This is a genomic window from Vampirovibrio chlorellavorus (genome assembly GCF_003149375.1).
GTDB lineage: Bacteria > Cyanobacteriota > Vampirovibrionia > Vampirovibrionales > Vampirovibrionaceae > Vampirovibrio > Vampirovibrio chlorellavorus_B.
This window is the reverse complement of the sequence record NZ_QFWH01000006.1, coordinates 85,765-101,539: the sequence shown is the minus strand read 5'-3', so window position 1 is coordinate 101,539 and position 15,775 is coordinate 85,765. Positions and strand designations below refer to the sequence as shown.

Below are 15,775 nucleotides of genomic sequence, written 5' to 3'. Positions count from 1 at the left end.
TTTGTCAGAGAGTGCAGAGTGAGAGCGCCAAACCTGAGTCATCCCGTAAAGGGTCATTCTATGTCACGAAAAAATCATCCCCCCCGATCACTTGCGGCCCGCAGGTACCACTACCAAAAACAAAAGCAACAGCGTCTGGCCATTCTGGTACTGGCAGCCCTGATGTTGCTGGCCTTAATCGGGGGCGGCATCTGGGGCGCTCTGCAAATCATTCCCCAGATCATCCCCAATGTAATGGCGCAAAGCCTGGAAGCCTTGCCCGAGATGCCCAAGCTATCCGGTTTTTCTCAAAAATCGAGCGATACCAGCGCCTTTGATGCCTACATGAACCGGGATTTTGGGCTGCTCAAAACACCCAGCCTGTTGTACTACCACAACCTGGATTACACCCTGCTCAGCCATCCCTCGGTGGGCTCCCTGCAAGAGCAACTGTTACCGGTCATGCCCGTGGCTGAGGATACGGCCCTGAAGGCCCAATTGGAAAGCATTGTGGCCGCCTACCCCTCGGATCGCTTTAAAACCCACCTATACTTCTATAATCCCCAGGATCGCAGCTATGTGGATATCAACGGCTTCGAGCCGGTGGCCGCGGCCAGCGTGATCAAACTGCCCTTGCTGCTGCAATACCTGATGAGCGTGGATCGCAACGTTATGACCATCGACACCCCGCTCCTCTACGCAGAGTATCACCGGGCGGGAGGGTCAGGCGACCTGCAATTCAAGGACTCGGGCAAGGAGCTGACCGCCAACGACGTGGCCGGGCAGATGATTCGCATCAGCGATAACACCTGCACCAACATGATGATTCATTACCTGGGCGGTACGGAAGCGGTGAACCAAAAGCTGGCCAATCTGGGGCTGGTGCATACCCGCATCCGCAACTGGTTGCCCGATCTCAGCGGCACCAACACCATTTCCCCTTACGAGATGGTCAATATTCTCTACAACATCGATTCCGGCCCGCTCATCTCGGAACTATCCCGCATCAACGGCACGGCCATTCTGGAAAGCACCCATAACCGACACCTCATGGTCTGGTCGCTGCCCCGGGAAGCCCGGGTGGCCCATAAAACCGGCGATGTGGCCACTTCTCTGGGAGATTCAGGCACCGTGTACCTGCCGGATGGCCGCCGGTACTACCTGTCCATTCAGGTAGAGCGCCCTTACAACGATTACAGCGTGCGGGATCTCTTCCATCGGGCCTCCCGACTGATTTACGATCACGTGGCCGCCCAACCGGCTCCCAAAAATCAGTTGCTTCAGCCGTTACAACTCACCCAATCCAGGCAGGGCAGTGAGTCAACAGAACTTTCGGCTGAACCGGGAAACGCCCCGAGTAGCCAACCCAATTAGGCCAGTCCGTACCGGGTCAAGCCTGCGGTATCCCACGGCAAGCTCCCACAGGAGCCAATGACTAACGGCCATTATTATCCCGAGTTCGTTAAACTCAGGGCGAGGGATACAGGCGTTGCCATTCCCGATGGGCCAGTTCCACCAGATCGCTGGCCTGATAATGGTTCAGGTAGCCCTGAAACAGGAAGGAGCCCGGCCCTTTGTAGCCTTCAAACCACAGGCGAATGATCTCCACGGCCCCGGGATAGCGCATCAGTAAATCCTGAATATCCTGCACGGCCTCAAAGGGGCCGCCATTCAGCAGGCCGATCATCTTGGTGTCCTGCTCCCCCCGATCCGAGAGTTGCAAGGCCCCAATCAGGCGAACTTCATCCAAAGTGCCCCGTTCCCGGGCCGGGGCCAGAGTGATCACATCCATAGGGTCGCCGTCTCCCCCCTTGTCCTTGGGCAACAGCGTTTGCGGAATAAAACCGTAGTTCATGGGATAAGGCAAAAAGTTAATGCGACGGGGCACCCCCTCAATGGCATCGTGATAAAACAGACCGGTTTCCGGGTCAGTTTGCCATTTCTCGGTGGTTCCGGCCGGGATTTCCACCACCATTTGGTACAGGCCCCGGGGACTTTTATAAGGCACCCCATGCACCGGATTCACCCCGGAAGGGAGTTTTTCGGGTTTATTTTCCGGGCCGGGTCTCTTTTCCGGTGAATTGTCTGGCGAACTGCCTTGCGCGTGGTTGTGTGGATTCATGCCGTCTGCCCGCTCTCTTGTGCTTTTATAAAACAAACCGGGTTGCAAGGCATACTGTAGCACAGCATCAGCGGCTTGGCACAGACGGGCTCAGTGGGCGAAGCGCCCTCTCAAGTTTACGGAGGATCGCCTACAACCGGGTCGGGTACCGTTGCACCGGCAAGGCAAACATCAGGGCGGTGGCGGTTAAGGTCAGGTGCAGCACATTGTCGGCCATATTAAACTGCATGCCCAGCACCCGGCCCGTGGGGCTCAAGAAGCCAGCCAGGGTCAGCAGGCCATAGACGATGGCAAACCCCAGCACCAAACGCCGTGAAACCTCCCATTGCACCCCAAACCCGGCAGCCAGCAGCACCAGCCCGGAAATCAGGTGAAACAGGTTGTGAACGGTATCCACCATAAAAACGCCAAATAACATGCCATCGGGGGCAAAGGCCGGAATGCCGCCCAATATCCCGACGATAAACAACAAGGCACCAACGACCTTCGCGTATATGCTAACCATAACGGCTCCTCCATAAGGGGATGCGGGACCTTTGAAAAAGGGGGGTGTTGTTGAATCAGGGGAGAAAGACCAAGACCCGACCACAAGGCTGAACCAGAACCCATCGGGCCCGGACTTATTGATCGCCATTGCTAAAAAACAATGGCATTTATACCCAATTCATACAAAAATAACACCGCAAATTTCCCCGGGCCATTAGCCAGCGGTCTAGAAAAAATGCAATCCCAGGGGTATGACTACTCGTTGCCCATGGCCGCGAAATAGTTCCGGCAGGCCATATCCAGCATGGCCTCCGTCAGCACCGGAGGCGTTTTTTGGTAGGAGGCGGCATTCAAAACCTGCTCCAGCAAATCCCGGGGCTGGCACCCCCGAAACGGACGCTTGCCCCGGTAATGCTTCTCAATCAGCCGATCGACCTGGGCTTCATCATAGGCAATCTGGTACTTGTGGCACAGCATCTGGAAAATCTGCTTGAACTGGGTTTCATCCGGGTCTTTCACATGAATTTTATAGGGAATCCGCCGCAAGAATGCGTCATCCACCAGAGACCTGGGGTCCAGGTTGGTGGAGAAGATGATCAACTCATCAAAGGGCACTTCAATTTTCTGGCCGTTGGGCAACACCAGAAAGTCCACCCGCTTTTCCAGGGGAACGATCCACCGGTTTAACAGGTCAATGTGGCTGATCCGCTGCCGCCCAAAGTCATCAATGAGGAACACCCCGCCATTGGCCTTCATTTGCAGAGGCGCTTCCGAAACCCTCAATACAGGGTTGTACTTAATCTCCAGGGCGTCCATCATCAGTTCCCCGCCCACCATGACCGCCGGACGCTTAATCTCAATCCAGCGCTGGTCGTACTTGGCGATGAGGGCGTTGTCTCCGGGCACCGGATCGTGGTTTTGGGGATCGAACAACTGCAGAATCTGCCCTTCCACAAACAGGGCCTTGGGAATAAAAATGTCGTGGTTAAAGCACAGGGCCAGTTTTTCGGCGATGGTGGTTTTCCCGTTTCCGGGTTCGCCATACAAAAACAACCCTCGCCCGGAGTTGATGGCCGGGCCAATGGTATCAAACAGGGTCTCATCAAAAATCAGGTCTTTAAAGGCCTCGGCCAGAACGGCGTAATCCGGCTTTTCATGGCGAATGGCCTGGGCACTGACTGAAGCCAGATAATCCTGAAACGGCACCGGGGCGGCCCCGGCGTAGGCGGAAATCTCCCGGGCCATAATGGCCTTTTCCTGCCCCACTTCGCTCAGGATATAGAGGAAGTCTCCCATGTTGGAACTGTTCTTGTGCATGACCAGCAGACGGCTTTTCAAGTCGGCCAGAATGCTTTCCACCAGCGAAAAATGCAGGCAAAGATCCGTCGCCAGCTCTCGACCGGTCATGGCCCCTTTGGCCAGCATGATTTTCAAGATTAGCTCTTCCACCACCACCTGCACCAGACCGGTTTCCGACAGCGTTTTGGGTACCGCGGGCACAAAGCGGTTTACCGGTGGCTGGGCCTGCCTGGCGGCGGCATTGTCCATGGCGACCTGATACTGATCGAGAATCGAAGACATTCAGCTCATTCCTTTACGACTTTTTTCCAAAAGCTAACAGCACTTAGAAAAACAGTACCCACATTCGCCTAATCGGAAACCAAGCCTTACGATTTATTTCGTAAACAATTGCCACGGAATCCGAAAGCGCTCGTTTTAAAACCGCCGTTCTGAGGTACTTGATACATAGCGTCTATGTTTGAGTTCAGTGAGCAAGTTTGGTTATTGAAGACAGCAGTTAGTGAAGACATCAATGGAAGTGAAGCGAATGCGTGCAAGTTTAAGCGGTAATTTCACCATTCAATTGGTGGGGCTGATTATCATCTCCCTGATGTTCGCCGCCCTGGGTGTGGACATGGCCTACTACTTCGCGGCCCAAAACCAGCTGCAAACCAGCGCCGATAGCGCCGCACTGGCTGCCACCACCGAACTGTACCGGAGCATTGAAGTCGATCCGACCGCCAAGCGAGACGACGCCGAAGCCGTGGCGGTTGATCTGGTTCAGGCCAACAACGCGGCCCTGACACTAGCCAGCGAGGACGTGGCCTTTGGCTTCATCGATCCGGTTAGCAAGCAGTACAAGGCTGCCACCTTTGGCACGCCCAGCACCAATCCTGACTACAGTGCCACCGGCGGATACAACGCGGTTCGGGTCACCGTAAAACGCCGACAGGGAAGCGTGAACGATCCGCTGCCCACCTTTTTCGCCAACATGTTCGGGGTCAACCACATGGACACCGAAGCCAGTTCGGTGGCCCTCATTGACCAAACCGTCAACGGCATCACCAATGGCGGATTACGCCCCATGTACGTGTGCGAGGCACAATTCAACCGGGCCATGCAGGATGGCATCCCCAGCAATAACGTGGTGCGCATTTACGGGGATCACGTGGAAGTGGATGGCGTGCAAAATCAGGCGGGATGTCCCGCCATGGGCTCCGGGAACTGGGGCTTTGCCGACCTGCGTAACTGTAGCCCGGATGCCGTCGGCAGCAGCACCATTCGGGACTGGCTAGCCACTGGCTTTCCAGGAAGCGTCAACGTGGGCGAGTGCTACAGCAGCAGCCCCGGTAACTTTATTTCCAGTGCCAGCAACGAATTGGACAAACTCATCAGCAACGGCACCCTTTTTCCCTTGCCACTGTATGACAGCTGGTCGGGGGGCGGCTCCAACACGTCCGTGAATGTCAGTGGATTTGTGGGCTTTAAAATCACCGGATACAAAGCCAATGGGTCCGCCGCCAGCCGTTACATCGAAGGTCGTTTTGACCGGTACACCTGCAAAACCGGCTGCACCACCGGTAACAGCAACAATGGCGGAACGACCACCCCCGGCGGCTCCGTGGTAAAAATCAGGCTGGCGGCCCTGTAAATCCTGCGGGCAACCTTGCCAATCCAATTTTCGGATTGCCTGAAGGCCTGTCCCGGCGTGCCGCCCTACTGGCTGCGTCGGCAAGTCACCCGGTACAGGGCCTTGGCCACCGGCACCCCGTCCAGAATGTATTCGGCCACCAGCTCCCCTTCCAGGGTCTGCTCATCCATGTAGGAAACCATCAGGGTCTCTTCCCGCTTCCACAAATTGTTGGTTTCGTACTGGTAGCTGGTGTTGATCACCGCCATGGGGCCATAAATCCGGGAAGGTCGCTCGGAAATGCGGAACAGACGCACCCGTTCCGGCTCGATGTTGATGCCAAAATTATCGTAAACCACTTCCGCCAGCGTACCGGATTCCATCCAGTCCCCGCAAAATTTATCGGCATCAAAGGCCGTCTGCATGGCCTGAATTTTTTCGTCCCGCTGCCGGATTTGCAACTGCAAATCATCGTTGCGCATTTTCTGGCGCAAAATCTCTTCCTGCTTGTACTGGCTGAGCTTTTCAGCGTCAATCAACTGCTTCTGCAGGCGGGCTTTATCATCCAGTAACTTGAATTTCTCGTTCTCGTTAAAGTTCTCACGCTGCTTCTGAATTTGCAGGGTCAAATCCCGCACTTTCTTGTGGAACAGGCTGTTGGCGCTGTACAGGTGCGAATTGAGCTTCTCGGTTTCCAGCAGCTTTTTGTAGAGCTGGTCTTTTTCCTTGTTCAGCTTGTGAACCAGATTAACCACGTTGGCAGCCCCCCCGGCGGCGGAGGCTCCCCCGACATTGGGTCGCTTGGGCACGGCGGCGTATGGCGATTTCTGAATCACCTTGGCCGCGGAGGTCACAGGGTTACTGCTGGTCGCAGCGGATTCAGGCGGTGAAGCACCGGCGGGCAGCGTGGCTTGCGATCCCGTTTGTCCTGCAGCCGTGGGGCGCACCGCCCGGGGCCTGGAATTTTCCAGCGGGGGCAGGCTAATCAGCTGCCGAATCTCTTCAATGGTTCTACCCAGGGCAATGTGCTTTTTGATGTTCTTGAACAGGTTGACGTGATGGGGACTGTACTGCTTGCGACCGTACTCATCCACCGGAATTTCAAGACTCAGTTCCCGTTCCCAGGTCAACAGATCACCCTCTTGTATATCGTATTTTCGCAACGACTCTAAAGCGGTATCAACGGTGTACAATCTGGTGTCCCCTATATCTTGATGGCATCCCACAGCCCCTATTGTATCTCGGAGCTGCTCAGCCTGTAAATATTACACTTGTCATATCCTCTGGGTGAAGGAGTCCTGAGCCCGAGTCGGAATTTGACAGGCCTGTGTTCGGCAGGGCCGGTGCTGGGTTCATTATGTATTTGGATTGATGAATGTATTGTAAATATCATTCCCCAAAATAAACACAATAAGGGCCAGCAAGCCCATAAAGCCAGCCTGGGTAAACCGCTCCCGCAGTTCCTGTTTGACCGGAGAGCCCTTCAGGGCCTCAATCAGCAGGAAAAAGATGTGCCCGCCATCCAACGCCGGAATCGGCAACAGGTTCATCACCGCCAAAATGGTGCTGATAATGGCGGTCAGCATCAGGCCGGTTTGCACCCCGTTCTGATCAATCATGCTGGCGCCTTCTTTCACGATGCGGATGGGACCCGCCAGTTCTTTTAACGGCATTTGGCCGGTAAACAACTTGCCAAAGGCCTCAAACTGCTTACCAATGACATTACCCAGAAAACCCGTGGTCCGAATGGCGCCATCGACCGGGTTGTGAATGGCATCGTAACGCTGCACCGCGGCCAACTGAATGCCAATGGTGCCCTTGGCGCTGGGAGTCACGGACAAAACCACCGGCTGGCCATTCCGCAGCACCTCCACCGGGATGGTTTGACTGGCCTGTTTTTTGAACATGGCTTGCACATTGTAGGTCATGGCGCGATAGTCTTTACCCTGAATGGGCGCATCCTGAATCTTTTTCAGCTCATCGCCCTTGCGAAAACCGGCCTGGGCCGCCGGAGCGCTTTCGCTGGTCACCCCAGCCACCATCACTTTACGCTCGGCTTCCCCGCTGGGATAGCCCCAGTTCATAAACACAAAAAACATCAGCGCCCAGCCCAAAATGGCGTTCACCGTCACACCGGCCACCATCACCGCAAAGCGGGACAGCAGGGGTTGGTTCTCAAAACGCTGGGGAGAGTCGGGAGGCAACGGATTCTCCGGGTCATCATCGGGAAAAGAGACATAGCCGCCAAACAGGCAGGCGTGAATACAGTACTCAACCTCTCCGATTTTTTTAGACCACAGGGTGGGCCCAAAGGGCAAGCCGAACCCGAAGCGTTCCACCTTGATGCCGCACTTGCGGGCCACGAAAAAATGCCCCATCTCATGGGCGATGATCAGCACGCTGATGAAAATCAACATGGTCAGGATGGAGCCGATCTTGGACAGATCCGGAATAGCCATTAATTCGTACATGGACTGCGGGGGCCTCTTCTTTTCAAATCAGAACCTTTATTCACGCCGGATATTCAAGCCGGAGTCCCGTCACTCCTGAGCCGCGGGGAAACACAAGGCCTCAGGAGGCAATCCCTGCCTCAGAACGCTCCGGAAATCAGGCAGGCAGGATTGACGGACTGGATTTATTCTACCAAATTCAAGCGCTGAAATCCCCTTTAAATTCCGTGCGCCCTGCCCATCCAATGCAGGCAAGGCCAAAAGGCGGATGATATCAGGGTTCCTCTTCCTAAAACCAGCGCCACTGGCCCATCAAGAAATCCACCAACCAAAAGGCCACGACAAAGGCCATCAACATCTGGAAAAAGCCCGCCCCCCACAACCGTCGCCAGAAGCCCGGGTCCCCATGGGGTCGTTCGGAAAACCGGGTCAGCAATTCCTGCCCGGCCTTCAAGCCGCTGCGCAACTGGGCCTCACTGGGCGGTTTGGTGGTAAAGTGCCGTTGCAACCACAAGCCCGCCGGACGCCAATAGGAAAACACCAGCCAAGCCCAGAGTGCCGTATACAAAAGCAGCCCCACCGGGTTCAGCCGGGTCGCTCCCATGTAAACAGCCAGACCCAGCAATTGCATCCCCCCCAGCAGCATCAACAAATTCGTTCCGCAACGGCGATGCTCCCGGGGCTGCTGGCGAACCACCGCATCGGTCAGGGATAAATCACGCTCCAAAGCGTTGATGGTCATATGCTCGGCGGCATGCAAACCGGCCAACGGGCTTAACCGCAGTAGAACCAGCAAGGTGGTCAGCAACAATCCCATTTGCAACAGGGCCTGCTCCTGACCGGGCAACCCCAACACTTGAGGGAACAGGGCCACAAGGGCGCTGTAGACAATCAGGCCCACCCCGTCCATCAGGCGGGCCAGCCCCCCGAACAAAGCCCCTGTGGCCAACAACCCGGGCCAACCAGCCCCCACGTTGTAATAGCCACTGGTCATGTACACCCCCAACGGGGTGGCCAGTCCCCCCACCCGAGCGGGTCGCAAGGTCTTACGGGCCAGTCGGGACAGCCGATCGGCACTGGCGCACTGACCCGTGTAACGACCTTTGGCGTCTACAAGCGGAACAAACGGCAACCCGGTCTGTTCTATCAAGTCGGCCACCCCCCCAATGCTGGCGTCGAGTAGCAGGCAAGAAACCGCAAAAGCCTCCGGCTCCTGTCGGTAGGCCTGACTCAGCCAATCTTTCGGTAAACTTTGCGCATCCAGAATTTGCCCGCTGGCGATACCCCCCACCACCTGACGCCTGGCACCCAGCAGCACCACAAAACCACTGACCGCCAGACATCGCAGTACCTCTGACAAGGGGGCCGTCACCGGCAAAGCGGGTTTGGTCTCCGCGACAACCTCAACGCCCAGACGTGCGTGTTGCGTTTTCAGTATGTCCAGGGACTCAACGCCAGACGGGATATGCATGAGAGGCCTTCAATCGGTAGCTTGCTCTCATTATAAAATAAACCGATAGTGGGAATCCCCCTCAGAGCCGCCACAGGAACAATGGCAGGCCAAGCCGGAATCACCCGCTGGTCGCTGACAGCCGCTTACCCGGCAGTCGCGGGCTCAGCTAACCTTCAGGTTGGCGTCCGACAACAGGCGGTTCAGGTAGCTCATGTGCCGGGGTGGGCCTTCCAGGCGGACATTAAAACCCCGGATTTCGTTGTTGTCGGCATAAATGGGATCAATGGCGTTGATGGCCACTTTTTTGGCCTTTTGCACGTACTTGTTTAAAAGGCCAATTTTGTGGGTGACGCGCAAATTTTCCGTCACCAATAGTTCTTGGGTCGTTGTTTCCATCCGACACACACCTATTGTTATAGAAGGAACAGAGGTTGCAGTACTTTCTTACGTAAAACAGGAATGGCAGCGGTTAATGGATGATGACTACTTTAAACATACCAGTACATTCCTCTCATCTCCATTATACGGATAGAGGATTTTTTGCGTTTATCCTGTAACAAAATTAAACGCAATTTTACATAACTTTGTACTCACCCAAAGTGTATGTATCTATTCAGTTTTGGATGACTTGACAGCTTGAACTTCGCCTTAACCGGCTAACCGTCTGCAACTGATCTCGAACTCTCTGACGTATACGCTCCTTCGATAAAAACATTCCCGCCAATCCGGGGAAATCATCCAGGAACCGCTTACGCAGTTCCCATCTAAACCTTCTAGTCAGCCATTAAACAGCCAATTTCGCGTTCAACTTTTCCCAATCCGCCTTGAACAGGCTCATGCCCTTCTCGGTCAGCGGGTGTTCATACATTTGCTTGATCACTTTAAAGGGGATGGTGGCGATATCGGCACCGGCGGCGGCAGCCTGAGTCACATGCAATGGGTGACGAATGCTGGCCGCCAATATCTTGCTGGAAAACCCGTGCTGGCGCATCAGATCCACCGATTCCGCAATGATTTGGGTGCCATCAAAGCCAATGTCATCCAGACGGCCCACGAAGGTGCTGATCAGGGTGGCGCCGGCATTGGCCGCCAATAACACCTGATTGGTGGAAAACACCAGGGTCACGTTGGTGTGAATGCCTTCCTGGGAGAACCACTTCACGGCCTTCATGCCTTCCACGCAAAAGGGAACCTTTACATAGACATTGGAAGCCCAGGTGGCAAACTCCTTGCCCTCTTTAATCATCTGCTCAGCGGACTCCCCGATCACTTCCATGCTCACCGGGCCATCCGGCACCAGCTCGCAAATTTCCCGGATGACGCTTTTGACATCGCCGCTGCCATTTTTGGCCAGCAGGCTAGGGTTGGTGGTCACCCCGGAAATGACGCCCAATGAGGCGGCTTCCCGAATTTCTTTCAGATCAGCGGTATCCACAAAAAGTTGCATAAGGGGATGGTCATCCTTCATTCACGTTCAATGCCACGCGGTGCCTTGCGTTCAGCCAGATCTGTACCACTCATCCTGTCAGCCCCGTTCATAAAAGGACACATCTCAAGGGTACTTGCCACACAAAGCCATCGCATCTTACCAGAAAAATCATCTACGACAAAAAGGCATTGGTAAAGTTTTTTACACAAGCAATCCAGAATCAAACCGCCACTTGCAAGGCGTCCCTCCCTGAGAAGGGGTGTACAGCCCCTCTAAGCCCCAACAGACCCTCGGGCATTTCTTGCAAGCTCAAGCGTAAACACTACGCCTCAGGCATTCAGGGGATAGCCGAGGCCCTTGCGGTCAGGTAAACTGAAAAGAGCGTTTGGTTTTATGATTTTTATCGCTAAAACCCAGCGGTGCGAATGACGAAAAAAGGAACCGGATTGCATTTTCCTCATCTATATTGCACCAGCCTGAAATTCGGAGTTTAGTCGAATGACCCATCATCATCAGCCCTGTCCTGCAATCAAGCAAATCGCCGCAAGCCTGCTGCTGGGTACCCTGCTGCTTGGACAGACGCCGGTGACTGGACTGTCCTTCGCCCAGCAGGCCGGTTCCACCGTACTGAAGGGAAATGTCATTCAGACCAACAAGCGAAACAACACCCCCACCGTAAATGAAGACGACATCAAGGACATCCCTCTCGGCAGCACGCTGGATATGGTGATTTCCACCGCCGTGACCACCGGGGTCAGCGTGGAAGGGGACGAGTTTTTCGGGAAAGTCAGCAAGGACTACACCGTGGACGGCAAGGTGGTCATTCCCAAGGGCACCATCGTGCATGGGCTGGTTGAAGAAATGGAAGGCCCCAAGCGGGCGGGCCGCAACGGCTACATCAGCACCAAGTTTGATTACATGATTACCCCGGATGGCCGGGAGATTTCCATTGAGGGCAAAAACACCACCCGAGACCCCAAATTAAAGGCCGCCGCCAAGGTGGTAGGTCGGGCCTCCGGCTTTACCGCCGTAGGGGGCATTGCCGGTGCGGTCATGGTACTCAAATACGGCGGTCTGGCGGCCGTGGCGGCCTCCAATGGCTATGCCCTGGCCGGGGGTGCTGCTGTCGGTGGCACCATCGGGTTGACTGCCGCCATGCTGACCAAAGGCAAAAGCGCCATGATTCAGCCCGGTGCTGAAATCCGGGTGAAGCTGGCCGAAGATTTACACTTGCCCACCATGAATATGCCGGACGCCTCCGCTGAAAACTACGCCCTGGAAGGCCTGAAAGTCAAAGTGCTGGGCCTTCGCTTTGACAAGGACCCCTTTGGGGAGCCCACCGAGATCAATTTGACCCTGGATGTGACCAATCACACCGAAAACACCTTCTCCACCTTTGAAATCGGGCTGGAGGACGAATACGGCAACCTGTTCTACCCCTCCCCGTTTGGCGATACCGGCATGTGGTTCAGTAAAATCACGCCCAATACGCATGTCACCAGCAACATTACTTTCAATGTGGACAACATCAAGACCGCCCACAAACTGGTCTTCTTTAAGCAGTATAGCCGGGAGCCGCTGGCCAAAATCGCCCTGACCGACGCCATGGTGACCGATAAAAAAAGCGGACGCGGCAAGAAAGCTGTGCAAGCCACCAATAATTAAAGGTTGAAGGCAAGCCGCAGGCTTCTGTAAGATAGAGTGACGTCGGACACACTCGGCACTACCGGCACCGTTCCCTGTTGTTTGTGGAACCCGTTGCTTGTAGAAAATGTTTCAGTGTGTAAGATTATTTGAGCATCTTTTGCAAACTCGTCCCTCACTGATTTTTTATTCACTGAAGAGAGCAGAGCGCTGCAAATATTGCCGCTTAGTTTGGTATTGTCTGTATCACCCACGTGAAACCATTATTAAAGGAGAAAGAACTACATATGCCAGTCGCATCCCTACAAGAGTTGCTGGAAGCCGGCGTCCACTTCGGCCACCAGGTTCACCGCTGGAACCCCAAAATGAAACCCTACATCTGGGGCGAGCGCAACGGTATTTACATCATCGATTTAACCAAAACCAGCCAACTTCTGGATCAGGCCTATGAGTTCATGAAGAAATCCGCCGCCCAGGGCAAGAAAATCGTGTTCGTGGGCACCAAGCGTCAGGCTTCCGACATCGTGGAAGAAGAATCCACCCGTTGCGGCGCCTACTTTATCAACAAACGCTGGTTGGGCGGTACCTTGACCAACTTTGAAACCATCCGCACCCGAATCAACAAGTTGCGTGAACTGGAAGAAATGCGGGATAACGGTCACTTCGAGCGCCTTGGCAAAAAAGAAGTGGCTGTACTGACCCGTCAGCTCAGCAAACTGGAACGCTCCTTGGGCGGTATTAAAGAAATGCGTGGCATGCCCGACGTTCTGTTCGTGGTTGATCAGCGCCGTGAGTCCATTGCTGTGCAGGAAGCCACCAAAATCGGCATCCCCATTGTCAGCATGGTGGACACCAACTGCAGCCCCGACAATATTAAATACGTGATTCCCAGCAACGATGACGCCACCCGCTCCATCCGCCTGATCTGCAAGAAGATGGCCGATGCCATCATCGAAGGCAACGCCAGCCGTGAAGATCACGTGAACAGAATGCGCAGCGGTCAGGCCGGTACTGCGGTCAGCGTTGAGGAAATGTCTGGTGAACAGTCTGCTGATACCGTGAAGGCCGAAGAACGTGAAGTGGTCGCTGCCGCAAACCAGGAAGGTTAAGGCAGGCTCGGCGCTTGATGGCGTCTGAGGCAACCACCGTCATATTCAAATCATTCATTTAAACATTGATTTTAAATATTGATTTTAAAAAAGGAATCAATCCCAAATGGAAATTACAGCATCGCAAGTAAAAGAACTGCGTGAAAAAACCGGAGCCGGCATGATGGATGCCAAAAAGGCGCTGGTGGAAGCAGGCGGCGATATGGACAAGGCCGCGGAACTCCTGCGGCAAAAGGGTATTGCCACCGCTGAAAAGAAAAGTGGCCGTACCGCCGCTGAAGGCCAAGTGGCTTCTTTGATCTCCGCGGACGGAAAAGCCGGCGCCATGGTTGAAGTCAACTGTGAGACCGATTTTGTGGCCAAGGGTGAAGCCTTTTTGGCCATGGTCGGGGAAGTCAACCAGCAAGTGCTGGAAGAGGCCCCCGCATCGGTGGAAGCCCTGTTGACCCAACCCAGCAAAGCCCTGGCTGGCAGCACCGTACAACAGTACGTAACCGAGAAAATCGCCGCCATTCGGGAAAACCTGAGCATTCGTCGCTTTGTGCGTTACCAGCGCGAAGGCCACGGGGCCGTTCACTCCTATATTCACACCGGTGGTCGGGTGGGTGTTCTGGTAGAAATTCAGGCCAGCAAGCCGGAAACCGCCGGAAATGAAGCCTTCAAGCAACTGCTGAAAGATGTGGCCATGCAAATCGCCAGCGCCGCACCGGAGTTTGTGACCCGTGCCGACATTGATCCGGCTGTGGTGGAGGAAGAAACCCGGGTGGAAATGGGCAAGGAAGACTTGGCCAACAAACCCGAAGAGATCCGCCGCAAGATTGTGGAAGGCCGTGTTTCCAAAATTCTGGGTCAACGCTGCCTGATTGAACAACCGTTCGTCAAGGATCCTTCCCAGTCCGTGGATGATGTGATCAAGGCCCGCGCCACTGAGCTGGGCGATCCGGAAGTCTCGGTGGTTCGCTTTACCCGCTATGCGCTGGGCGAAGGCATTGAGAAAAAAGAAACCAACTTTGCCGAGGAAGTGGCAGCCGCCGCCCGCGTGTAAAGCTCCTTTTAAAAAACCCCTCCCATTCCAGGGAGGGGTTTTTTTCAGAAAATAAGCTTCATTTTTTTGTAACTTTAAGACCAACGAGTGTGACAGCCCATGACCCTGACCGATATTGAGACCTTGACCATGACCCAACCAACCCCACCCGCCCACAGCATCAAATACAAGCGTATTCTCTTAAAAATCAGTGGCGAAGCGCTGATGGGCGATCAGGGCTTTGGCATTAAGCCGGAAGTCATCAGCCTGGTGGCGGACGAGATCGTGGAAGCGGCGTCCCTCGGGTGTGATGTGGCCGTGGTGGTGGGCGGCGGTAATATTTTCCGGGGCGTGCAAAACTCCACCAAGCTGGGCATGGACCGGGCCGCAGCCGACTACGTGGGCATGCTGGCCACGATTATGAACTCGCTGATCTTGCAGGAAACGGTGAAATCCAAGGGCATGCAGGTTCGGGTCATGAGCGCTATCGGCATGGATCGCATCGCGGAGCCTTACATTCGCCTCAAAGCCGTTCGTCACCTGGAAAAAGGCCGCGTGGTCATTTTTGCGGGCGGTACCGGCAACCCGTTCTTCTCCACCGATACCACTTCCGCCCTGCGGGCCGCCGAAATTGGCGCGGATGTGATTATGATGGCTAAAAACGGGGTGGACGGCGTTTACGATAAAGACCCCAAAACCAACCCGGATGCCATTAAATTTGACACCCTAACCTATGATGACGTGCTGATGAAAGACCTGAAGGTCATGGACCAGACCGCAGTGACCTTGTGCAAGGAAACCCGGTTGCCCATTCTGGTTTTTGACTTCAACCAGCAAGGGGCCATCAGCCAGATTTTGCAAGGGGAAAAGATCGGCACCTACATCGGCGGGGCCTCTTGATTCCCAATTCCGGGGTTCCTTATTCCGGGTGCCTTTCCAGATACCGTTCGTAGGCCTTGCGACCTTCATCCCGCAAGGCGTCAGCAGCCGGGGCCAGACCTTTGCGCTCGTACGAGAGCGCCCACTCAAAAAGCCGCTTTGCCTCTAAAAGGTCATCAGAACCGAAGATGTTACTGTTGAACGCCAAATCATTGATGTCAACAACCATTTGCTCAACACCTCGCCAAAACGGATAGCAGAATTCAATTCAATAAAACTGATACAATTC

The 15,775-nt window shown here is 54.8% G+C and carries 15 protein-coding genes; 6 read left to right on the top strand and 9 right to left on the bottom strand.

Translation table 11 applies throughout. The features are described from left to right. The first annotated feature begins 60 nt into the window (after positions 1–60). Entirely contained in the window at positions 61–1,353 is a 1,293-nt protein-coding gene (locus DF283_RS09060) for a serine hydrolase (protein ID WP_303674457.1), read from the top strand. Positions 1,354–1,447: 94 nt separating this feature from the next. Here the strand turns inward: DF283_RS09060 and DF283_RS09055 are convergent, their stop codons facing one another. The 3 genes from DF283_RS09055 to DF283_RS09045 form a co-directional block, all read right to left on the bottom strand. Next, positions 1,448–2,101 (bottom strand): inorganic diphosphatase, encoded by a 654-nt coding sequence (locus DF283_RS09055; protein ID WP_303674456.1) that lies wholly within the window; start codon positions 2,099–2,101, stop codon positions 1,448–1,450. A 130-nt stretch (positions 2,102–2,231) separates the two neighbouring features. Continuing rightward, entirely contained in the window at positions 2,232–2,606 is a 375-nt protein-coding gene (locus tag DF283_RS09050) for a DUF4383 domain-containing protein (protein ID WP_303674454.1), read from the bottom strand. Positions 2,607–2,842: 236 nt separating this feature from the next. Beyond that, positions 2,843–4,168, bottom strand: coding sequence for an ATP-binding protein (locus DF283_RS09045; RefSeq protein WP_303674452.1), 1,326 nt, complete (start codon positions 4,166–4,168; stop codon positions 2,843–2,845). 247 nt (positions 4,169–4,415) lie between these two features. Here DF283_RS09045 and DF283_RS09040 point away from each other — a divergent pair, with 247 nt between their 5' ends. Next, positions 4,416–5,519 carry a pilus assembly protein TadG-related protein gene (locus DF283_RS09040; RefSeq protein WP_303674451.1) on the top strand — a complete coding sequence of 368 codons (1,104 nt, stop codon included), beginning with the start codon at positions 4,416–4,418 and terminating at the stop codon, positions 5,517–5,519. A gap of 65 nt (positions 5,520–5,584) precedes the next feature. On the opposite strand, the gene DF283_RS09035 is transcribed toward DF283_RS09040, so the two are convergent. The 5 genes from DF283_RS09035 to fsa all read right to left on the bottom strand — a co-directional run bounded on the left by DF283_RS09035 (position 5,585) and on the right by fsa (position 10,848). After that, positions 5,585–6,691 (bottom strand): MerR family transcriptional regulator, encoded by a 1,107-nt coding sequence (locus DF283_RS09035; RefSeq protein WP_303674450.1) that lies wholly within the window; start codon positions 6,689–6,691, stop codon positions 5,585–5,587. Positions 6,692–6,853: 162 nt separating this feature from the next. Next, on the bottom strand, positions 6,854–7,969 hold the full coding sequence (locus DF283_RS09030) for a M50 family metallopeptidase (RefSeq protein ID WP_303674449.1): 1,116 nt from the start codon (positions 7,967–7,969) through the stop codon (positions 6,854–6,856). Positions 7,970–8,237: 268 nt separating this feature from the next. Then, positions 8,238–9,419 carry a DUF1385 domain-containing protein gene (locus DF283_RS09025; RefSeq protein WP_303674447.1) on the bottom strand — a complete coding sequence of 394 codons (1,182 nt, stop codon included), beginning with the start codon at positions 9,417–9,419 and terminating at the stop codon, positions 8,238–8,240. Between the two features lie 144 nt (positions 9,420–9,563). Continuing rightward, positions 9,564–9,797, bottom strand: a complete 234-nt coding sequence (locus DF283_RS09020) for a hypothetical protein (RefSeq protein ID WP_303674446.1) — start codon at positions 9,795–9,797, stop codon at positions 9,564–9,566. Between the two features lie 388 nt (positions 9,798–10,185). Further along, positions 10,186–10,848 (bottom strand): fructose-6-phosphate aldolase, encoded by a 663-nt coding sequence (gene fsa / locus DF283_RS09015; RefSeq protein ID WP_303674445.1) that lies wholly within the window; start codon positions 10,846–10,848, stop codon positions 10,186–10,188. Positions 10,849–11,328: 480 nt separating this feature from the next. Here fsa and DF283_RS09010 point away from each other — a divergent pair, with 480 nt between their 5' ends. The 4 genes from DF283_RS09010 (at position 11,329) to pyrH (ending at position 15,507) form a co-directional block, all read left to right on the top strand. Beyond that, on the top strand, positions 11,329–12,495 hold the full coding sequence (locus DF283_RS09010) for a TraB/TrbI/VirB10 family type IV secretion system protein (RefSeq protein WP_303674444.1): 1,167 nt from the start codon (positions 11,329–11,331) through the stop codon (positions 12,493–12,495). Between the two features lie 266 nt (positions 12,496–12,761). After that, positions 12,762–13,583 (top strand): 30S ribosomal protein S2, encoded by an 822-nt coding sequence (gene rpsB, locus DF283_RS09005; RefSeq protein ID WP_303674443.1) that lies wholly within the window; start codon positions 12,762–12,764, stop codon positions 13,581–13,583. Between the two features lie 106 nt (positions 13,584–13,689). Continuing rightward, a complete protein-coding gene (gene tsf, locus DF283_RS09000; RefSeq protein ID WP_303674442.1) occupies positions 13,690–14,628 on the top strand; it encodes a translation elongation factor Ts in 939 nt (312 codons plus the stop codon). A 129-nt stretch (positions 14,629–14,757) separates the two neighbouring features. Next, complete coding sequence (gene pyrH, locus DF283_RS08995; RefSeq protein WP_443083011.1) at positions 14,758–15,507, top strand: UMP kinase; 750 nt, start codon at positions 14,758–14,760, stop codon at positions 15,505–15,507. 19 nt (positions 15,508–15,526) lie between these two features. Here pyrH and DF283_RS08990 read toward each other — a convergent pair whose 3' ends face one another. Then, the gene (locus DF283_RS08990; RefSeq protein ID WP_303674440.1) at positions 15,527–15,715 is read right to left on the bottom strand and encodes a hypothetical protein; all 189 of its coding nucleotides are present in this window, start codon (positions 15,713–15,715) and stop codon (positions 15,527–15,529) included. Positions 15,716–15,775: the final 60 nt, after the last annotated feature.